Below are 20655 nucleotides of genomic sequence, written 5' to 3'. Positions count from 1 at the left end.
TCACCTGCACTGCGCCGAGTATTTGCGCCAACCGCCGGGGGTCGCCGCGTTGACGATGCTGGGCACGATCGGTTTCATGAAGTTGAACAGGGTGAAGTTGAAGTCGCACGCCTGTGCGCTCATCGCGGTGCTGTCGCCGGTGATCCGGGCCAGCCCCTTGAGCACCGCGGGCAGGTTGGCGCCCATGGTGGCCCACTGATCCTGGCGGGCGATCATGGTGGACAGGAGCCCGGGCTGGCGGTCGAGGAGGTCTTCCAGGTCGGGGCGCACTGCGGTGAGAATCCCGGAAAGACGGCCGACCACAGTGGAAATGGAACCCGCGGCCGAGATCAGTTCGTCGCGGCGCACATTGAGGCCGGCGACCACGGCGCGAACCTGAGTCAAGGTGGTCTGCAGAGCAACGCCCTGGCCGGCGAGGTTCTGGGTGACCGCGTTCAGGCTGGTGATCAGCTGACCCAGCAGGTCGTCGGGGCCGGCAAGGGAGTGCGCCAGACGGGAGGTCTCAGCGATCAGCACCGCAAGCGAATTCGAGTCGCCTTGCAGAGCCTTGATCAGCGCGTTGGACAAGTTACCCCGGTTGTCCGGGTCCAGCAGGGTGAACAGCGGTTCAAAACCGTTGAGCAGGTATGTCACATCGAACGACGGCTCGGTGTGTTCCACGCCGATGGTGGCACCGTCGGGCAGCTTCTCCGGGCGGCCGAAGTCGGCGAGGGTCAACCCGATGTAGCGCTGTCCGATGATGTTCTGATACACCACGGACGCCTTGGTGTTGCCGTAGACCGGCTGGTCGCGCTGGATCCGGAACCGCACCCGGGCGCGATCGTGGTCCAGGTCCACCGAGTCCACCCGACCCACCCGGACCCCGGCCATCCGGACGTCGGAGCCGGGCCGCAGCCCGGTGACATCGGTGAACATCGCGGTGTAGCTGTTGGTGGGCCCGATCACGTCGCGGCGCAGTGTGACCAGAATGGTCCAGGTGAGCGAGAAGCACACCACCAGGAACACGATCAGCCAGGCCAGCCGGCGCCGGTGGGCGGTCATGGCGTGCCGCCCGGTTCGAAAGTCGGCTCTGGTGAAAGGTTTCCAGCAGGAGCAAGCAGTACTTGGTCGGCGGCATTGGCGGGCTCGGGCAGGGTGATGCCCGGCGGGGGTACGTAGGCGCGGGGGTCGGGGATCCCGTGCGTATCGACTACCGGGGTGCTCTCGGGTGCCGTGTCGCAACTGGGGCCGCGCAGCTCGCCGTAGACGGGACAGTCGCTGCGGGTGTAGAGGCGCAGCGGGGCCAGCGCGACCACCAGCTTGAAGGTGAAGCTCAGCTTGGTGCCGGTGCGGGTCCACAACTCGTCGAAGAATGTGTTGACCACGTTGTTGATGCCCAGCGCGATCGCCGGGAACTTGCCGGAGCTGTCGGCCAGCACACCGACGACCGGGGTCAGCTGGGTGCCGATGGCCACCAGCTCATCGGTGTGGTTGTCCATCGCGGTGCGCACGGTGCCCACGGTGCCCTGCGCTCCGGTCAGCAGATTATGCAGGGCCGCTTGCCTTTCGGCGACGGTGCGCATCGGCACCACGGCGTTGTGCAGCGAATCCAACAGTTCGGGTGCGGTGCCGCGCAGCGCCGCGATGGCCGATTCCCAGGTTCCCAACGTGGACGGCGCGCTGTCCTCGATGCTGAGGTTGTTCATCTCGGCGACGATTCGGTTGAGCCCCTGCGCTGCCGCGCTCAGCGCCGGTCCCTGGCCGGCAGTGGCGTCGGCCACCAGCCGGATCAGGCCGAGGCTCTGATCGTTGCCGCGACGAGCGACCGCCGTGATGAGTTCACGCAGTTTGGCCAGGGTGTTCTGGAACAACTGGGTCGCCAGGGTCTGGTCTTCGGTGATGACATCGCCGCCCCGCAGCGCGGACGCCGGCCCATTGTCGACAAGCTGCACCGACGACACCGCAAACGCGTTGCTCGGGACGATACGCGCGGTCACGGTCTTCGGGATACCGTGCGCCCGATCGGGTTTGAGATCGAGATGTACCACGTTGGGTGCGTCCCCCGCGGCTGGTATGACGTCGCGGACCATGCCGACCAGCACGCCGCGGAACTTCACATCGGACTTGGGGGGCAGGCCGTCACCGACACTGCGCAGTACCGCGGTGACCTGGACACGTGGGTCCAGCTTCCCCTGTGATTTCTCCATCAGCAGCCAGCCGGTCAATGCGCAGACCAGGAGAAAGGCGATTCCGCTCGCCACCAAAGCCGGCGTGGACGGGCCCCGGCCGTCGAAATCGAATCGGTTCGGCATCTACCCGCCCAGCCGTCCGCCGGCGTCAATGCCCCAAAACGCCATGGTGAGTAGCATGTTGACGCTGACCATGATGGTGATGCTGGCGCGCATCGCCCGGCCCGCGGCGATGCCGACACCCCGCGGTCCGCCGGTGGCGTAGAAGCCGTAGTAACACTGCAGGGTGGACATGACGGCGACGAAGATCGCGACCTTGAGTACCGCGAAAACCATGTCGCGCGCGGCGAGCATCAATCCGAAGTAGTGCAGGTAGGTGCCAGACGCCTGCCCGCTGACCAAGAAGATCACCAACTGGCACACCAGGAAGTTCAGGCACAGGCAGACGACGAACAACGGCACGACGGCCAGCGCCGAGGCGAGCACCCGGGTGGTCACCAGGTAGGGGATGGGCCGGATGGCCAGTGACTCCAACGCGTCGATCTCCTCGGAGATGCGCATCGCGCCCAACTGTGCGGTGAAGCGACAGCCGGCCTGGATCGCGAAGCTCAGTGCGGCCATCATCGGCGCTATCTCGCGCACGGTCGCCAGTGCGGTGATCAACCCGGTTGCCGGGCCCAGGCCGAGGAGATTGAGTGCGTTGTAGCCCTCGATTGCCACCACGGCTCCGCCGGCGGCGCCGTTGAGCAGCACCACCGCCGCGGTGCCGCCGCCGACGACGATGGACCCGTTGCCCCATGTCACATCCGACAGCAGCCGGAAGAACTCCCGCGGGTACCGGCGCAGCACCAGCGGAATCCCGGCCAGGGTCCGGAAGAAGAATGCCACCATGTGCCCGATCCGTGCCGCCTGCTGGACCGGCGCGTCCGCGGCGGCGAGCACGGGCCGAACGCCGGCAGGAAGAAAGGCGGTGGCCGTCATGGTCAGAAGCTGGTTTTCGGGAACAGCACCAGATACATCTGGCTCATCAGGACGTTGGTCAAGAGCAGCAGCAGGATCGATTGCACCACTGCGGCGTTCACCGAATTCGCCACACCGGCCGGACCGCCCCGGGTGTCCAGTCCCTTGTAGCTGGAGATGATCGCGACGATGACACCGAACACCACCGCTTTGAGCAACGTCAGGACTAGGTCGTCGACGGTCGCGAAGGACGAGAACGTCGCCGTGTAGCTGCCCGGGGTGCCGCCTTGCAGCATCACGGTGAACGCGTATCCGGCCAGGAATCCGATGAAACAGGTGAATCCGGTGAGGGCGACCGAGATCAGGACGCTGGCCACCAGTCGCGGCACCACCAGCCGCCGGATCACCGACACCCCCATGACCTCCATGGCGTCGGTCTCTTCCCGGATCGCGCGGGACCCCAGATCGGCGCCGGTCGCCGACCCGACTGCGGCCGCCATCAGCACGGCCGCCACCAGCGGTGCGCCCTGCCGGATGACGGCCAGGCCGTTGGCCGCCCCGGCCAGTGACGTCGCACCGAGTTGTCCTGCCAACAAGCTGAATTGGATGGCCAGCGTGACGCTCAGCGGTATGGCGACGAACATCGTCGGCACAATCGCGGTGCGCGCCATGAAGGTGGCCTGCTCGACGAATTCGGTGAATGGGAAGCGTCCGCGGGCGATATCGATGACCAGGTATTGCGCAGCGCGTACCGCCAGCACGCATTGGCCGCCCACAGTGCGCAGTGCCGTCACCGGATGCCGGGCGAGGTAGCCCTTCGACCACCGTCCGATCGTCCGGCTTGCCGGGTTCGGCGCGTCATCGATTTCCGGAGCCTGCACCGTCATGCGCAGCCCCGTCAGGCCTGATCGAAGATCAGGGAGAGTCGTTTGAAGCCGCGCAGCATGAAACTGGGCTCGTAGGTGAAGTCGTTGTCCTCGGCGAACCTGATCGCGCTGAAACGGCGGGCCAACTCACCGAATGCGATGCTCGCCTCGAGTCGGACCAGCGGGGCCCCCAGGCAGGCATGGATGCCGTGACCCAGCGCCAGGTGAGTCCTGGCGTTGTCCCGTTCGGGATTGAACTCGTCGGCCCGGTCGAACCAGGCCTCGTCGCGGTTGGCCGACCCGAAGGCCAGCACCACCAGTGCACCGGCCGGGATGGTGTAGCCGCCCAGTGTGGTCTCGGCGGTGGCGATCCGGAACATGCTCTGAACCGGCGTGGCGTACCGCAGTGCCTCTTCGGTGAACGCCTCGACGCGCTCGGTGGGGTTCTCCCGCAACCAGTCCCACCATTTGGGTGATTGGGCTGCCATATGCATCGTGCTGGTCAACAGCTTGGTGGTGGTTTCGTTGCCGGCGATCAGCAGTTGCTGAATGATGCTCAGGCAGGCGGCGGTGCTCAGCGGTTCGTCGCCGTCGGAGGCATCGGGGGCGTTGACCAGGCCGGTGATCAGATCGCCGCGGGGGTTGGCCCGCCGATCGTCGAGTTCGGCGGCGAAGTAACGCTGGAACTCCAGCAGGCTGCGCGCTTGTTCGAGGCGACCGACGTCGTCGAGTTCGGCCCCGACAGTGAGAGCGAACTGATCTGACCACCGCTTGAAGTCGCCGATCCGGTCGTCGGGAACATTGAGGATGTGCGCGATGATCCGCAGCGGCAACGGTGCGGCGAACGCCGGGATGAAGTCGACCGGTTCTCCGGCCGGTAGCGCGTCGGCGACCTCGGTGGCGATCCGGCGGATCGCCGGTTCCTGCTGGGCGATCAGCCGCGGTGTGAAGGCCTTGGCCACCATCCGTCGGTAGTAGTGATGCTCCGGCGGGTCGGCGGTGAGCAGGGTCGGCACCGCCGGCCAGCCTTGGGCTTCGATCTCGGCGACCTGGGCGGCCACCGATTCCGGTGCCGGAAGCTGCGGTACGCCGAAGTTCGACGAGAACACCTCGTGATTGGTCAGTGCCTCGGCGACCAACTCGCGCGAGGTGACGAACCACATGCCCCGGCTGGCCACGAAGTGCACCGGTGCTTCGTCGCGCAGCGTCTCGTACCACGGGTAGGGGCACTGCAACGACTGCGGTGCGAGGGGGTCGAAGTCGTTCACGGGGCAGGTCTTCGGTTCAGAGGTTGTCTCGCTCAACGCCGCCTCCAGGCATTCGCATCACGCTCTTGACTAATTGGTGCACTAATATAATAGTGAGCTGCGTCATACGCAAGCGTCGTGCGGGGGCCAAGCGGGCAGCGCGCGGAAGTGGAGGACGGGTGGCGGACGCAGCTCCGAAGGCAGTGGTAACCGGCGCCGGAAACGGCATCGGACGTGCGATTTCACGTCATCTGGCGGCGGCTGGAGCCGACGTGGTGCTGGTCGACGTCGACGGCGACGCGGCGCAGCGGGCCGCCGACGACATCGGCGGGCGGGCGGTGGCGTGCGACGTGTCCGACGAACGCTCGGTTGCCGAGTTGGCCGCCGCGATCGAGTCGGTGGACGTGCTGGTGAACAACGCCGGCATCTGGCGGTCGGCGACGCTGGACGACAGCACTGCGGCCGACGTCGACGACGTGCTCGGAACCAACGTGCGCGGTACCTGGTTGGTCACCCGCGCGCTGGCGCCGAAATTCGGTCCCCGCGGCGGGGCCATCGTGAACCTCACCTCGGTGCTCGCCGACGTCGGGGGAGCGGGGCGCGGAATCTATCCGGCATCCAAGGCCGCGATCGTCGCGCTGACCAAGCAGATGGCGTCGGAGTATGCGCCGCGCCGGATCCGGGTCAACGCTGTCGGCCCGGGTCTGATCTTGACCGAGGGCACCGCCGGTGAGTTCGGCGACCCGGGGCTGCGCGACGCCGTCGGAGCCGCCATGCCACTGGGGCGGATCGGCGAACCGTCCGACGTCGCCGCCGCGGTCGCGTTCCTGGCATCGGCGGCAGCCGGCTACATCACCGGGCAGGTTCTCTACGTCGACGGCGGCTGGGCCATCAACGGCTCGGCCTTCATCGGCGACGCGGTCGTTTCGTACCTGACGAACAAGGAGGCGCTATGACCGAAACCAGTGCGGGGCGTCCGGCGCCGGGTGCGGCGCGTTCACCTGGTCCCACCGTGCAGGAGCTGTTGGCGACCGACACCCGGGAGGTGCCCAAGCCGCTGCTCGAGGAGCACTACGAGTTCCTGGGCTCCGACGATATCGACACGCAGCGCTACACCAGCAGCGAGTTCCACTACCGCGAGGTGGAGAAGCTCTGGAAACGGGTATGGCAGACGGCCTGCCGGGAAGAAGACATTCCCGAGCCCGGGGACTACGTCGTCTATGACGTGGGCGACATGTCGCTGATCGTGGTCCGCACCCCGGCTGGGGAGATCAAGGCCTACCACAATGCGTGCCTGCACCGGGGGCGGCGGCTGTGCGACGACTCCGGGCGCGCCAACCAATTGCGTTGCCCGTTCCACGGTTTCACCTGGAGTCTGGACGGCGCCTTGACCGACGTGCCCTGCCGCTGGGACTTCCCGCACATCGACGACACGAAATTCGGGCTGCCCGAAGCGCTGACCGCGACCTGGGCCGGATTCGTCTTCGTCAACCCCGACCGCGACGCGGTCCCACTGGCCGACTTCATCGGCGAGGCGGATCGGCACCTGGAGCCGTTCGGGTTGCAGGATCGCTTCAAAGCCGTGCATGTCGTCAAGGTTCTCGACTGCAACTGGAAGGTCGCACTGGAGGCGTTCATCGAGTCCTACCACGTGATCGCGACGCATCCGCAGTTGCTGGAGTACCTCGGCGACTGCAACACCCAGTACGACGTCTACCCGCGCGGCGACGGATTGCCGGGGTTCAACCGGATGATCACAGCCCAGGCCACCAGCAGCCCGCACCTGGGCGAGCCGCTGGAACCCCAGGACGTGCTGGAGGCGATGTTCCGCGACTTCTACCCCGACGGCGTCGGCAGCATCACGGTGCCGGAAGGCCAGGAGGCCCGCCCGGTGGTGGCCGAGGCGATGCGGGCCCAGCTGGCGGCGACCACCGGGGCCGATGTGTCGCAGGTCAGCGACAGCGAGATCCTGGACGCCATCGAGTATTTCGTGTTCCCCAACCTGGCCCCGTGGGCCGGCGTGGGTGCACCGTTGACCTACCGGTTCCGGCCGTACGGCAACGACCCGGACCATTGCGTGTTCGACGTGATGATGCTGATTCCGCTGCCGGCGGGCGTGCCGAAACCGAAGGCGGCGCCGCCGCACGTGTTGGGACCCGACGAAGATTTCAGCGCCGCACCGGAGTTGGGCGGACTGTGCGCGGTGCTCAACCAGGACCTGACCAACCTGGGCTGGGTGCAACGCGGATTGAAGTCGATGACCAAACCGGGTGTGACGCTGGCCAACTATCAGGAGGTCAGAATCCGTGCCTTCCATCAGGATCTCGACCGGTATTTGGACCGGTAGCAAGTCCGTGACGAGATCCGTCCGCAACGGCGTGTTGCGGCTGACGCGAGACGTTCGGCGGCGTCGGAGTTTGCCATGATGGTCGGGTGAGCGACACAAAGGTGAAGTCCGGCCCGGGGCGTCCGGCCGGGGCGGACAGCGGCGACACCCGGCAGCGGGTGATCGATGCAGCGTGCCGTTGTTTCGCCGAGCACGGCTACGGCCCGGCAACCAACAGTCTCATCGCCGAGTTGGCCGGGGTCACGGCCGGTGCGGTGTACTACCACTACGGAACCAAGAGCAAGCTTTTCGACGCCGTCTGTGAGGACGTGTACGGCAAGATCATCGCCCGCTCGACGGCGGTGGCGATGGCCACTCCGCAGTCCGTGCACGGGCTGCTGCGGTCGGTGCTGGCGGAGTCGACGCGGATCAACCACGAGTCGCCCGCCCTGGCTGGTTTCGTGGCCACCGCTCCGATCGACGCCCGTCGTCACCCCGAACTCACCGAGGCGTTCGGCAAGCAGGCCGTCCGGATGACCGAGACCCTCGCCGCGGCGGTGCGAAACGGACAGGACCATGGACTGATTCCCGCCGACCGCGACCCCGTTGCGGTGGCCCACCTGATCGGCGCCATCGTCGACGGCTTCGCGCACGCCGCTGCAGCGACCGACGCCGCGGCGATGGACGCCATGACCGCACTCTTCGATTCGCTGCTGCTGAGCGCCAGCGAGTAGCTGCCACCCCCGCCTCGCCACCGCGCCTCTGACGGTCATTGACAGTGGATCGTGACCGGTGTTACAAATTAATTATTGAACCAACTAATAGAGGGGAGCGCCGTGGCCGCCTCCGAAAACGTCGCGGGTCCGGACAACTCCACGCTGACGCGGATCTTCACCACCGCCACCCGGATCAAACTGTGCGACGAGAAATTCCGCTCGCTGATCCTCACCGGGCAGGTCAGCGCCCAGTACTACTCACCGCGCGGCCAAGAGATCATCCCGGCGTCGATCGGTGCCCTGCTCAAGTCCACCGACTACGTGGTCACCACCTATCGCGGTCTGCATGACCACCTGGCCAAGGGCGTGCCGATGCCCGAGCTGTGGGCCGAGTTCATGGGCAAGGCCACCGGCACCTGTAAGGGCAAGGGCGGACCGATGCACATCACCCATCCGGCGTCGGGGCTGATGGTCACCACCGGCATCGTGGGAGGCGGCCTGCCGATTGCCGCCGGGCTGGCCCTGTCCGCGCAGCTGCAGGGCGGCGACCGGGTCACGGTGGTCAACTTCGGTGACGGCGCCACCAACATCGGGGCCTTCCACGAGGCGTGCAATCTGGCCGGCCTGTGGAAACTGCCGGTGGTCTTCTGCTGCCAGAACAACCGGTACGCCGAACACACCTCGTTCGAGGACGGCACCAGTGTGGAGCGGATCGCCGACCGCGCCGCCAGCTACAACATGCCCGGTGTGCGGGTGGATGGCAACGACCCGATCGCGATGTACGCCGCGGCGAAGCGCGCCATCGAGCGAGCCCGTGCCGGGGAAGGTCCCACCCTCATCGAGGCGATGACCTTCCGGTTCTACGGCCACCAGATGTCCGACGGCAACGAATACATGAAGCCCGGCGAGCTCGACGAGGCGCGCGCTGCCGACCCGGTGCTGGCCTTCCGGGAATGGCTGATCGACAACGACGTGCTCACCGCCGCCGACATCGCGGCCATCGAGGCCGACGCCAAGTCCGAGATCGCGGCGGCGGTGAAGTTCGCCCTCGACAGTCCCGAACCGCCGCTGTCGGAAGGGCTGACCGACGTGTACGAGGAGGCGCTGGCGTGAGCGAGCAACCGATGTCGGGGTTCCAGGCGGTATGCAGCGCGCTTGATGACGCGCTGGGCCGCGACCCGTCGGTGATCCTGCTCGGTGAGGACATCGCCGACCCCAGCGGCGGGGTGTTCAAGACGCAGGTGGGGTTGTCCACCAAGTACGGCGCTCATCGGGTGCGGGCCACGCCGATCAGCGAGCAGGCCATTGTCGGGGCGGCGATCGGCGCGGCGATCGGCGGGATGCGCCCGGTCGCCGAGATCATGCTGATGGACTTTCTCGCCGTCTGCATGGACCAGCTCTCCAACCACGCCGCCAAACTGCGCTACATGTCCGGCGGGCAGACCACGGTGCCGCTGACCATCCGCTGCGCCGCCGGCGCCGGAATGCAGTTCGGCGCCCAGCATTCGGAGATGCTGGAAGCCTGGCTGACCCACATTCCCGGCCTGAAAGTCGTGGTGCCCAGCAACCCCGCCGACGCCAAGGGGCTTTTGACCGCAGCCATTTTCGACCCGGACCCGGTTGTGGTGGTAGAGCAGAGCCTGCTGTATTTCGGCCCACCGCAACCGGTTCCGACCGGCCACCACCTGGTTCCACTCGGCAGTGCCGCCACCGTGCGGCCGGGCAGCGACATCACCCTGATCAGCTACGGCCGGCAGGTGCACGACGCGCTGGCCGCCGCCGAACGGCTGGCGCAGGACTCGATCGACGCCGAGGTGATCGATCTGCGGTCGCTGGTGCCGTTGGACGAGGCCACCATCCTGGCGTCGGTCGGGCGCACCCGGCACGCCGTCGTCATCCATGAGGCGGTGCGCCGCAGCGGTTTCGGTGCCGAGCTGGCCAGCCTCATCACCGAGAACCTCTTCGACGAGCTGGGTGCCCCGGTGCAGCGAGTGGCCGGCGCCAACACCCCGATCCCGTTCGCGAAAGTGCTCGAGGACGCGTTCGTGCCCCACCCCGATCAGATCGTCGCAGCCGCCAAGGCGACGCTGGCCCGGTCGCGGACCGCGCTGAGGGGATAGCCGGTTGGTCTACGGGATTGCGCAGCATGCCGAGCGCGACGACGGAGTGGCCCTCACCGATGGGGTCGCCGCATGGACGTGGCCGCAACTGAATTCGCTGCTCAACCGGGCCGTTCACTGGCTGCTGTCGCTGGGTGTCGAACCCGGACAGCGGATTGCGGTGATGGCCGAGAACAGTGCGCACACCGCGCTGGCGCACCTGGCGACCACGTACGCGGGGCTGTCGGTGGTGCCGGTGAGCTACCACCTCGCCGCCGGCGAAGTCGGCTACATCCTGCGGGACGCGTCGGTGCACACCGTGCTGTGCAGTGCGCGCGCCGCGGCGACCGTGCGTGAGGCGGATCTGGACGTTGCCGTAGTGGGCTGGGACGAATTCGACCGCGCTGTGGCGTCGTATTCCGGCGCCGAGCCGTCGGACGCGATCGCACCGGCGGCTCCGCTCTACTACACCTCCGGCACCACCGGGCGGCCCAAGGGTGTGGAGCTTCCCGCGCAGATGTTTCCGGGTGGTGCATCCATGGTGGACCACGTCGAGCAGATCAGAGCGTCCCGGATCCGTCCGGCCGGAAAGCATCTGGTGGTCGCGCCGATGCACCACACCGGCCCGATCACCGGCGTGCGCGGCCTGATGGTCGGCACCGCGCTGGTCATTGCGCCCAAGTTCGACGCGGAGGCGGTGCTGGCCGCCATCGACGCGCACCGGATCGCGTCATCGATGATGGTGCCCACCCATTTCTCGCGAATGCTGGCCCTGACCAAGGGGATTCGGGATCGTTACGATGTCAGCAGCTTGCGCAGCGTCATTCATACCGGCGCGGCGTGTCCGGTGCACGTGAAACGGGCGATGATCGACTGGTTCGGGCCGGTGTTCATCGAGGCATACGGGTCTACCGAGGCGGGCACCATCACCATGATCGACTCGGGCGAATGGCTGGCTCACCCCGGTTCGGTCGGGCGGGCGCTGCCCGGCTGCGAGGTGACCATCCGCAGCGAAGACGGCACCGTGTTGCCCAGCGGTGAGTCCGGTCTGGTCTGTGTGGAATCGACTACCGGGCACCGGCCCAGCTACCACGGTGATCCGGAGAAGACGCGGCGCAGCTACGTCGCCGACGGGGTCTTTGCGATCGGCGAGATCGGCTACCTCGATGCCGACGGCTATCTGTATCTGACCGATCGGGCCTCCGACATGGTGGTCAGCGGCGGGGTGAACCTCTATCCGGCCGAGTCCGAGGAGGTGCTGCGCACTCACGGGAGCGTCCGCGACGTCGCGGTGATCGGCATTCCGCACGACGATCTCGGCGAGCAGCTCTGCGCCCTGGTGGTCGCCGATCCCGGCACCGACCCCGCCGAGCTCGTCGCCTGGTGCCGGGACCGGCTGTCGCACTACAAGTGTCCAAGCGTGGTGGAGCTGGTGGAGTTCGAGCTGCGCTCGGCGATGGGCAAGATCAACAAGCGTCAGCTGCGCGACGGCTACCTGGCTGCACGCCGACCGTCCGAAGCGGTGAGCTCCTGATGCCGGCGGCCGGGCTCGACGCTGCGCGGATGTTCGCGTTCACCGACGAACACGACGCGCTACGCGGTGTGCTGCGTGGCTACTTCGCCGCTACCGCAGATCTGGAGCGCGGACTCCGGTGGCGGCGCCTGCTCACCGAGATCGGTCTGGACGATCTGCTGTTCAACGACGGTGGATCGGCGGTCGAATTGGCGATCCTGGCCGAAGAATCCGGGGCCGCCTTATTCGACGGACCGCTGCTCTCGGCGACGGTGGTGGGCCCGCTGGCCAATGCGCCCGCATTCGGCCGAGTGCGCAACGGGGAGCGCGGGGTATCGGCGGCGGTCTCACTGACCCGGGTCGACGGCGAGCGTTCCGATCACTGTTGGGATTTCAGCGACGACACCGTCGTGGTGGGTGAGACCGACGGCGGACTGGTGCTCGGCACAGAGCTGCGGGCCCTGTCCGGTTTGGACCTGTCTCGGACCATGGGCCGCGGCACCGACGTGGGAACACCGCTGGATTGTTCGCCGGAAACCGTGACCGCGATGCGCCGCCGCGGCGACCTGGCGCTCTCCGCGGAGCTCCTCGGGGTGGCGCAGCGGGCGCTGGACGGCACCGTCGACTATGTCAGCCAGCGCGTGCAATTCGGCAGAACGATCGGATCGTTCCAAGCCATCAAACATCGGCTGGCCGACCTGCTCGCCCAGGTGGAGCTGACTCGCTCCGCCGTGTACGCCGCCGCCTGGCAGTTCCCGGACGGCACTGCCCAGGCCGAGCTGGACCTCGCCGTGGCCGCCGCACTGTCGCGGCAGACCGCCGTCGAGATGACCAAGGCCGCCGTTCAATTGCACGGCGGAATCGCGATCACCTGGGAGCACTGGGCGCACCGCTACCTGCGCCGGGCTCACGCGGTGACCGCCCTCACCGGAACTGCGGCACACCACCGGAGCCGGCTGGTCACGCTGATCGACGCGGGAGAGCATCCCGATGGCTGACCAGAGCTTCGACACCGACACCGCTCGACGCTGGTATGAGTCGGCCAGTGCCCAAGCCGATCTGCCGGTGCACCATTTCGTACCGCTCACCCTGATCGGCCCGGCCGTCATCGAATGGGGCACCGACGAGCAGCGCCGCCGGTATCTGCCCGGGATCGTCTCCGGTGACGACATGTGGTGCCAGTTGTTCAGCGAACCGGGCGCCGGGTCCGACCTGGCCAGCCTGGCCACCCGCGCGGTACCGGACGGCGCCGGGGGCTGGATCGTCGACGGGCAGAAGGTATGGAGCTCCTTCGCTGACCTGTCTCGGTACGGAATGCTGTTGGCGCGCACCGATATCGACCAGCCAAAGAACGCCGGCATCACCTGCTTCGTCGTCGACCTGGCGGCTGCGGGGGTGACGGTGCGGCCGTTGCGCCAGATGACCGGCAGCGAACACTTCTGCGAAGTCTTCTTGGAAGGCGTCGCCCTGCCCGCCGACGCCATGCTCGGACCGCTGAACGGTGGCTGGCGGGTGGCGATGTCGACCCTGACCGCCGAACGATCCGGCCTCTCGGAGTCGTCGGCCGCCAGCGGGGTGGAGATCGGCCCGGTGGTGGAGCTGGCCCGGCGCCGCGGTGGCTGGCAGGACGGGATGCTGTCCGACCGGCTGGCCTCGCTGATCGCCACCGAACGCGCACTGTCGCTGACCAACCTGCGACTGCACAACACCGGCGACGCCAAAGGATCCATCACCAAACTGCTGCAATCCGAGCTCTCCCAGCGCATCAGCGAACTGGCCTTCGACCTGGCCGGGCCGTCGGCCGCGTGCTGGGACGGCGACGAGGAACCGGCCGAGACCTACGGTCTGCTGGACAGCCGCCGGCTCACCGTCGCCGGTGGGACCTCGGAGATTCAGCGCAACATCATCGCCGAGCGGGTACTCGGACTCGAGCGCGAGCCCGACCTCGACCGCGGCCGACCCTGGCGCGAACTGCGGCGGGGCTGAGATGGCCACCGTCACCGTCCAACCGTCCGGCGTCCGATTCGGCGCCGCTGACGGGCAGACCATCATGGCCGCCGCCGAAGCCGCCGGTTACCGCTGGCCGACGATCTGCGGCGGTAATGGCGAATGCCTGGTCTGCCATGTCGAGGTTCTCGCACACCCGGATCGGCTGGCCCCGCCGAGTGAGACCGAATCCCGTGCGGTTCGCGGCATCTCCGGTGATCACGGCGGGCGCGGGGACCAGGTCCGGCTGGCTTGCCAGGCTGCCGTCCATGGCGACGTCGTCGTCCGCAAGCGCGGGGTGCGTGCCCGCAGACAGGAGCCCAGCGCATGACCGCCGAACCGATCGACTCCGCGATCATGGAACTCGTCGACGGCGAAGTCCGGCTGCTCGGCGGGCGTTGTGCGGACTGCGGGGAGATCAGCTTCCCGCGCGGGGACAGCTGCCCGCGCTGCGGCGCCGGCCGGGTCGAGCCGGTCCGGCTGGCCGACCGCGGTGAGCTGTGGAGCTGGACCATTCAGCGCTTCCCGCCGCCCAGCCCGCCGTATCTGCCAGCCGGTGACGAGTTCACGCCCTTCGGTGTGGGCTACGTCGAACTGCCCGGCGAGGTCATCGTCGAGACCCGACTCACCGAATCCGATCCGGACCGGCTGCGCATCGGGATGCCGATGCGGCTCACCGGGATCGAGGTACCGGCCGAAACCGGCACCGCAACCACGTTCGCGTTTGCACCGGACGAGAAGGAGGGACGCTGATGTCATCCGTAGCCATCATCGGCATCGGCTGTCGGCCGTTCGGCCGCTACCTCGACACCACCGCCCGCAAGGAGGCCGTGCGTGCGGTGCGCGCCGCGCTCGACGACGCCGCGATGTCCTGGGGTGACATCGACTACGCGGTCGGCGGCAGCATGGACGCCGGTTCGGCCGACACGCTGGTCGCCGATCTCGGACTGACCGGGGTGCCGTTCGTCAACGTGCTCAACGGTTGCGCCACCGGCACCAGTTCACTGGTCGCTGCGGTGCAGGCGATCGGTTCGGGGGCCGCCGAGACGGCGCTGGTCGTCGGTTTCGACTCGCATCCGCGGGGCGCGTTCGCGATCCGGCCGGAAGCACTGGGCCTGGGGCAGTGGTACGGCACCACCGGATTGGCCATGACGTCACAGTTCTTTGCGTTGAAGATCCAGCGCTATCTGCACGAGCACGGGCTACCCGCGCGGCTGCTGGAAACAGTCGCGAGCAAGGCGTTTCGCAACGCGGCACTGAACCCGAACGCCTGGCGGCGCAAGCCACTCACCGAAGCCGACGTGCGCGACTCGATGATGCTGTCGGACCCGCTGCGTCAGTACATGTTCTGCTCGCCCGGTGACGGCGCCGCCGCCTTGGTGCTGTGCAGTGCCGAGCGCGCCAAGCGGTATCGCGACGATCCGGTGTACATCGCGGGTGCGGCCGTGCGCACTCGCCGGCCCGGATCTTTCGAGGTGCTCAGTCCGTCGCTGTCGGTGCGCCGCGGTGTCAGCCCGAGTGTGGACGCCGCTGCGGCCGCCTTCGAGGCCGCCGGTATCGGGCCCGACGAAGTGGACCTGGCTCAGCTGCAGGACACCGACGCCGGGGCGGAGCTCATCCACCTGGCCGAGACCGGGCTGTGCGAACACGGCGCGCAGACCGACCTCATTGACGCGGGCGCCACCGAACTCACCGGCCGGCTGCCGATCAACACCGACGGCGGCTGCCTGGCCAACGGCGAGCCGATCGGCGCGTCGGGGCTGCGCCAGATCCACGAGAACGTACTCCAGCTGCGCGGCGCGGCGGGCGGTCGTCAGGTCGGCGGAACGCCCCGGGTGGCGTTCTCCCACGTTTACGGCGCGCCGGGGCTGAGCGCCTGCACCGTCCTGACCCGGTGATCGGAGGAACCGTGAAAGTGCTTGTCGACCAAGACCGCTGCGTCGGTCACGGAATATGCGAGATGAAAGCCCCGGACGTCTTCGCCATCGGCGACGACGGCGTCTCATACGTGCTTGTCGACGAGATCTCCGACGATCACCGCGATGCGGTGGCCGACGCGGTGGCGTCCTGCCCGAGCCAGGCGTTGCGGCTCACCGACTAGGAAGGTTGCGATGGATATCCGAATGCCCAAACTGGACGTCACGATGACCGAGGGCATCTTTATGGGTTGGCTGGTGCCCGACGGTCACCCGGTGGCCGAAGGTGAAGACCTCTACACCGTGGGTACCGACAAGGTGGAGACCGACATCCCCGCACCGTGCGCCGGTATCCTGCGACACGGTGCCGTTGAGGCTGACGAAACCTACCCAGTAGGCACTCAACTGGGCACCATCGAATGAACGGAGGCACCAGTGGCTAGCCCGCGCTTTCGCGAAAGTCCTTTTCTCACCGGGCATCACCAGCCCAATCGAATGGAAGTGACAGCGCCGGACCTGTTCGTCGAAGGTGACCTGCCGGAAGATCTCGCCGGGGTGTTCTATCGCAACGGCGCCGAACCACTGTACCCGCCGACTGCCGAGGACTACCACTGGTTCGACGGCGACGGCATGGTCTACGCGTTCTTCATCGAAGACGGCCGGGTATCGCTGCGCAGCCGTTGGGTGCACACCGAAAAGCTGGAGCTGGAACTCAAACACGGACGGCGACTGTTCGGGGTGCTCGACAACCCGGCGACCACCGACCCGCTCGCCCGCGGCACCCGGTACAACACGGCCAACACCAACATCATCCTGCACGGCGGAAAGCTCTTGGCGCTGATGGAGGGCGCGCCGCCGGTCCGGCTGGAACCACGCACCCTGGACACCATCGGCGAGGAACACTACGGCGGGGTCATCACCACCACCTTCTCGGCGCATCCGACCGTCGACTACGCCACCGGTGAACTGATCAACATCGGGTCGGTCCCGTATCGTCCGGGCGCCGTGCCGGAAATCCACTACGAAGTCGTGGGTTCCGACGGGGAACTGCTGCGCTACGAAGTGATACCGATACCGCACCAGACATTGATGCACACCTTCTTCGTCACCGAACACCACGTGGTATTTCCGGTGACACCATTGGATATCAGCGTGGAGCGGGCGATGTCCGGCGGTCCGATGGTGGCCTGGGACCCCGACCGGCCGACCAAACTCGGCGTCATGCCGCGCAGTGGGTCCGCTGCCGACGTCCGCTGGTTCGAAGCCGCGCCGCGGCACATGATGCATCAGGCCAACGTGTGGGACGAGGACGGCCGTATCGTCGCCGATGTGGCCGCCGCCGAAGGGACCGCGCTGTTCCCCGACATTCACGGCAACCGCCGCTCGCACGCCGAAACCCAGCAGAGCCTGCGCCGTTGGACGATCGACCCGGCCGCCAGCACCGACGTGGTGGCCGAGCAGATACTCAGCGACCACGACATCCAATTCCCCCGCCCGGACGACCGGATGATGACCCGCCCGAGCCGAAACGTGTTCGCCAACAGCAACCTGCACTCGATTGACGGTCGCGCCGACGGTATGGACGCGGTGCTGCGAGTCGATACCCAGACCGGCGCCGAGGATGTTTACCACTTCGGTGACGGTGCCGCCGCAGGGGAGCTCATCTTCGCCCCGCGCATCGGAGGACGTGACGAATCTGACGGCTACGCCGTGACACTGGTCCACCAGGCCGGTGCCGCCGAGACCGAGCTGGTGGTATTCGACGCCCAGAACCTCGCGGCCGGGCCGCTGACGCGGGTGCGCATTCCGTTCCGCATCCCGAGCGGATTCCACTGCAATTACTACAGTGCCGACAGTCCGCTGTACCGGCAGGCCCTGGGAGAGCCGTGACGACACCCACGATCGAAGTCCGCAACCCCGCCGACGGTCTGGTGGTGGGCCAGGTCCACGACCACCCACCCGCCGTCGTCGCCGACACCGTTCGGCAGCTACGCGGACGGCAGCCGGAATGGGAGGACCTCGGCGCCGCTGCGCGCGCGGAATGGCTGTCGCGGCTGCTGGATTGGTTGATGGACAACTCCGCGCGGTTGACCGACCTGGTGCAGTCGGAGACCGGGAAGACGCGGTTCGACGCGGAGATCGAAGTGCCGGCGGCGATCGATCTGGCCAAATACTGGGCGCGGCATGCCGGCGGATTCCTTGCCGAGGAACGGCCGAGGCCGCACAGCCCGATCGGGCTGACGAAGCGGTTGGTGACCCGATACCAGCCCTACCCGGTGGTCGGCATCATCACGCCATGGAATCTGCCCTTGCTCAACCCGTGCTTCGACGCGTTCGCGGCGCTGATGGCCGGCGCCGCGGTCTTGGTGAAGCCGTCGGAGGTGACTCCGCTCAGCGCGTGCGAGTTGGCCCGCGGCTGGGCGGAGATCGGCGCCCCTCCCGTGCTGCAGGTGCTGACCGGCGGCATCGAAACCGGGCGCGCAGTCGTCGACGCGGTCGACTATGTGCAATTCACCGGCTCCACCGCGACGGGGCGGGCGATCGCCGCCGCGTGCGGTGAGGCTCTGAAACCCTGCAGTCTGGAACTGGGGGGCAAGGATCCGGCTATCGTGCTGGCCGACGCCGACATCGACCGAACGGCCGCGGGCATCGTCTACGGGGGGCTGTTCAACTCCGGGCAGGTATGCATCTCAGTGGAGCGGGTCTACGTCGAGGCACCGGTCTACGACCGGTTCGTGGCCAGTCTGCTCGACCAGGTCCGGGCACTCCGGCAAGGCCACGACGACCGCGGGTTCCGCTTCGACATCGGCGCCATGGCGACACCGGCGCAGTGCGACATCGTGACCCGGCACGTCGACGACGCCGTTTCGCGCGGCGCGCGAATCCTGATCGGCGGCAAGGCCACCGGGGCCGGTGCGTTCTTCGAGCCCACTGTTCTCGTCGACGTTGATCACTCGATGACCTGTATGACCGAAGAGACCTTCGGGCCGCTGTTGCCGGTGATCAAGGTCGCCGACGAGGACGAGGCGGTCCGGTTGGCCAACGATTCCGACTACGGCCTCTCGGCCACGGTCTGGTGCGGCGAAAGGCGGCGGGGTGAACGGGTGGCGCGCCGTCTGGAAGTCGGCGCGGTCAACATCAACGATGCATTCGCCAATCTGGTCAACTTCGCCGTGCCGATGGGCGGTTGGAAGAACTCCGGGATGGGCGCCCGCTTCGGCGGTCCAGCGGGAATCCGCAAATACTGTCGCCAGCAAGCGATTCTGGTGCCCCGCGGTCCGGTGTTGAAGCGCGAACCACTGTGGTACCCCGCGTCCAAGCTCCGATCCCGCCTGGTGACGACGCTGATGCGGGTCTTGGATGGGCGGGGCCGGCGCAGGTTTTTCGCGACGAGAGGATCTTGATGGACTCCGCATTGACGTGGGTGCCCGCTGAGCTGCTGCTCGGTGGGCACGAGAAGCCGGCGGCCAGCGGACGCCGTTTCGCGGTGCACAACCCGGCGACCGAAGAGATCCTGCTCGAGGTCGCCGACGCCGGGCCCGACGACGCGGCGCAAGCCATGGACCTCGCTGCTGCTACTCAAGCTGACTGGTCGGCTACGCCACCTCGGCAGCGAGCCGAGATCCTTCGCCGGGCATACGAACTCGTCGAGCACCACCGTGACCGGTTCGCGCTGCTGATCACGCTGGAAATGGGTAAACCGTTGGCGGAGAGCCATGCCGAGGTCAGCTACGGTGCGGAGTTCCTGCGCTGGTTCAGTGAGGAGGCGGTGCGGATCAACGGCCGCTACAGTGCCGCCCCGTCGGGCAACGGCCGGATCCTGGTGACCAAGCAGCCGGTCGGGCCGACGTTGGCGATCACCCCGTGGAATTTCCCGCTGGCGATGGGAACCCGAAAGATCGCCGCGGCGGTGGCCGCGGGCTGTACCGCGATCGTCAAACCCGCACCCGATACCCCGTTGACCATGCTGTTCCTCGGGTCAGTGCTGGCTGAGGCAGGCCTGCCCGACGGGGTGCTGTCGGTGCTGCCCACCATGGATGCGGCGGCGCTGACCGCGCCGCTGTTGGCCGACCGGCGACTGCGCAAGCTGACTTTCACCGGATCCACCGCGGTGGGTAAGAGCCTGCTGGCGCAGGCCGCCGGCAAGGTGCTGCGCACCTCGATGGAACTCGGCGGCAACGCCCCGTTCGTGGTGTTCGCCGACGCGGATATCGACGCCGCGGTCGAAGGAGCTCTGGCGGCGAAGATGCGCAACGGTGGCGAGGCCTGTACCGCGGCCAACCGCATTCACGTCGACAACGCGGTGCGCGACGAATTCACCGAGAAACTCACCGCCCGAATGGCGAAGCTGACCGTCGGAGACGGGACGCGCCCCGGCGTCGACGTCGGACCGCTGATCAACGAACGGCAGCGCAGCAAGGTCGGCGAGCTGGTCGACGACGCGGTCGGCAAGGGGGCGGCCCTGCTGCTGGGTGGGCGGCCCGAGCCGGGGCGGGGTTATTTCTACCCCCCGACCGTGCTGTCCGAAATCCCTTCCGACGCCAGGCTGCTCACCGAGGAGGTGTTCGGTCCGGTGGCGGCGATCGCCGGATTCGACGGCGAAACCGCCGGGGTCGCCGCGGCGAATGCCACCGAATACGGGCTGGCCGCCTACATCTACACCCGTGACCTGGATCGAGCACTGCGGGTGGCCGAACAGGTCGAGTCCGGAATGGTCGGCGTCAACCGCGGCGTCATCTCCGATGCCGCGGCGCCCTTCGGCGGCATCAAGGAATCCGGGCTGGGCAGAGAAGGCGGCGCGGAAGGAATCGAGGAATATCTCGAAACCAAATACATCGCCCTGGCCTGAACGGCTCTG

At 67.5% G+C, this 20655-nt stretch carries 21 protein-coding genes; 16 read left to right on the top strand and 5 right to left on the bottom strand.

Annotated features, from left to right (window positions below; translation table 11 throughout):
* From K3U94_RS18660 to K3U94_RS18640, 5 genes are read right to left on the bottom strand one after another with little or no spacing between them, the layout of a single operon-like run.
* Positions 1 to 1041 carry an MCE family protein gene (locus K3U94_RS18660; RefSeq protein ID WP_220694679.1) on the bottom strand — a complete coding sequence of 347 codons (1041 nt, stop codon included), beginning with the start codon at positions 1039 to 1041 and terminating at the stop codon, positions 1 to 3.
* Positions 1038 to 2291 carry an MlaD family protein gene (locus K3U94_RS18655; RefSeq protein WP_220694678.1) on the bottom strand — a complete coding sequence of 418 codons (1254 nt, stop codon included), beginning with the start codon at positions 2289 to 2291 and terminating at the stop codon, positions 1038 to 1040. The genes K3U94_RS18660 and K3U94_RS18655 overlap by 4 nt, the downstream gene beginning before the upstream one ends.
* The gene (locus tag K3U94_RS18650; protein ID WP_220694677.1) at positions 2292 to 3149 is read right to left on the bottom strand and encodes an ABC transporter permease; all 858 of its coding nucleotides are present in this window, start codon (positions 3147 to 3149) and stop codon (positions 2292 to 2294) included.
* A 2-nt stretch (positions 3150 to 3151) separates the two neighbouring features.
* A complete protein-coding gene (locus K3U94_RS18645; RefSeq protein WP_047320770.1) occupies positions 3152 to 4015 on the bottom strand; it encodes an MlaE family ABC transporter permease in 864 nt (287 codons plus the stop codon).
* Between the two features lie 11 nt (positions 4016 to 4026).
* Complete coding sequence (locus K3U94_RS18640) at positions 4027 to 5262, bottom strand: cytochrome P450 (RefSeq protein WP_220694676.1); 1236 nt, start codon at positions 5260 to 5262, stop codon at positions 4027 to 4029.
* Positions 5263 to 5420: 158 nt separating this feature from the next.
* Here K3U94_RS18640 and K3U94_RS18635 point away from each other — a divergent pair, with 158 nt between their 5' ends.
* The 16 genes from K3U94_RS18635 (at position 5421) to K3U94_RS18560 (ending at position 20646) form a co-directional block, all read left to right on the top strand.
* A complete protein-coding gene (locus K3U94_RS18635) occupies positions 5421 to 6197 on the top strand; it encodes an SDR family NAD(P)-dependent oxidoreductase (RefSeq protein WP_220694675.1) in 777 nt (258 codons plus the stop codon).
* A complete protein-coding gene (locus K3U94_RS18630; protein WP_220694674.1) occupies positions 6194 to 7588 on the top strand; it encodes an aromatic ring-hydroxylating oxygenase subunit alpha in 1395 nt (464 codons plus the stop codon). Before K3U94_RS18635 ends, K3U94_RS18630 begins: the two co-directional genes overlap by 4 nt.
* 86 nt (positions 7589 to 7674) lie before the next feature.
* On the top strand, positions 7675 to 8301 hold the full coding sequence (locus K3U94_RS18625) for a TetR/AcrR family transcriptional regulator (protein ID WP_220694673.1): 627 nt from the start codon (positions 7675 to 7677) through the stop codon (positions 8299 to 8301).
* 102 nt (positions 8302 to 8403) lie between these two features.
* Positions 8404 to 9396, top strand: a complete 993-nt coding sequence (locus K3U94_RS18620) for a thiamine pyrophosphate-dependent dehydrogenase E1 component subunit alpha (RefSeq protein ID WP_220694672.1) — start codon at positions 8404 to 8406, stop codon at positions 9394 to 9396.
* Positions 9393 to 10403, top strand: coding sequence for an alpha-ketoacid dehydrogenase subunit beta (locus K3U94_RS18615; protein ID WP_220694671.1), 1011 nt, complete (start codon positions 9393 to 9395; stop codon positions 10401 to 10403). The genes K3U94_RS18620 and K3U94_RS18615 overlap by 4 nt, the downstream gene beginning before the upstream one ends.
* A 4-nt stretch (positions 10404 to 10407) precedes the next feature.
* A complete protein-coding gene (locus K3U94_RS18610; RefSeq protein WP_220694670.1) occupies positions 10408 to 11916 on the top strand; it encodes an AMP-binding protein in 1509 nt (502 codons plus the stop codon).
* Positions 11916 to 12893 (top strand): acyl-CoA dehydrogenase family protein, encoded by a 978-nt coding sequence (locus K3U94_RS23765; RefSeq protein WP_230987224.1) that lies wholly within the window; start codon positions 11916 to 11918, stop codon positions 12891 to 12893. Before K3U94_RS18610 ends, K3U94_RS23765 begins: the two co-directional genes overlap by 1 nt.
* Positions 12886 to 13881, top strand: a complete 996-nt coding sequence (locus K3U94_RS18600) for an acyl-CoA dehydrogenase family protein (protein WP_220694669.1) — start codon at positions 12886 to 12888, stop codon at positions 13879 to 13881. Before K3U94_RS23765 ends, K3U94_RS18600 begins: the two co-directional genes overlap by 8 nt.
* Position 13882: 1 nt before the next feature.
* A complete protein-coding gene (locus K3U94_RS18595) occupies positions 13883 to 14212 on the top strand; it encodes a 2Fe-2S iron-sulfur cluster-binding protein (protein ID WP_220694668.1) in 330 nt (109 codons plus the stop codon).
* Positions 14209 to 14634, top strand: coding sequence for a Zn-ribbon domain-containing OB-fold protein (locus tag K3U94_RS18590; RefSeq protein WP_220694667.1), 426 nt, complete (start codon positions 14209 to 14211; stop codon positions 14632 to 14634). The genes K3U94_RS18595 and K3U94_RS18590 overlap by 4 nt, the downstream gene beginning before the upstream one ends.
* On the top strand, positions 14634 to 15779 hold the full coding sequence (locus K3U94_RS18585; protein ID WP_220694666.1) for a thiolase family protein: 1146 nt from the start codon (positions 14634 to 14636) through the stop codon (positions 15777 to 15779). Before K3U94_RS18590 ends, K3U94_RS18585 begins: the two co-directional genes overlap by 1 nt.
* Entirely contained in the window at positions 15776 to 15982 is a 207-nt protein-coding gene (locus tag K3U94_RS18580; protein ID WP_350355349.1) for a ferredoxin, read from the top strand. The genes K3U94_RS18585 and K3U94_RS18580 overlap by 4 nt, the downstream gene beginning before the upstream one ends.
* A gap of 22 nt (positions 15983 to 16004) precedes the next feature.
* Entirely contained in the window at positions 16005 to 16220 is a 216-nt protein-coding gene (locus K3U94_RS18575) for a lipoyl domain-containing protein (RefSeq protein WP_230987222.1), read from the top strand.
* A gap of 72 nt (positions 16221 to 16292) precedes the next feature.
* A complete protein-coding gene (locus K3U94_RS18570) occupies positions 16293 to 17687 on the top strand; it encodes a carotenoid oxygenase family protein (RefSeq protein WP_220694663.1) in 1395 nt (464 codons plus the stop codon).
* Complete coding sequence (locus K3U94_RS18565) at positions 17684 to 19201, top strand: aldehyde dehydrogenase family protein (RefSeq protein WP_230987221.1); 1518 nt, start codon at positions 17684 to 17686, stop codon at positions 19199 to 19201. The genes K3U94_RS18570 and K3U94_RS18565 overlap by 4 nt, the downstream gene beginning before the upstream one ends.
* A complete protein-coding gene (locus tag K3U94_RS18560; RefSeq protein WP_220694662.1) occupies positions 19201 to 20646 on the top strand; it encodes an NAD-dependent succinate-semialdehyde dehydrogenase in 1446 nt (481 codons plus the stop codon). The genes K3U94_RS18565 and K3U94_RS18560 overlap by 1 nt, the downstream gene beginning before the upstream one ends.
* Positions 20647 to 20655: the final 9 nt, after the last annotated feature.

Source organism: Mycolicibacter heraklionensis (assembly GCF_019645815.1).
In the GTDB taxonomy this organism is placed as follows: Bacteria; Actinomycetota; Actinomycetes; order Mycobacteriales; family Mycobacteriaceae; genus Mycobacterium; species Mycobacterium heraklionense.
The sequence above is the reverse complement of the archived record's forward strand: the minus strand, read 5'-3'. Positions and strand labels throughout refer to the sequence as shown.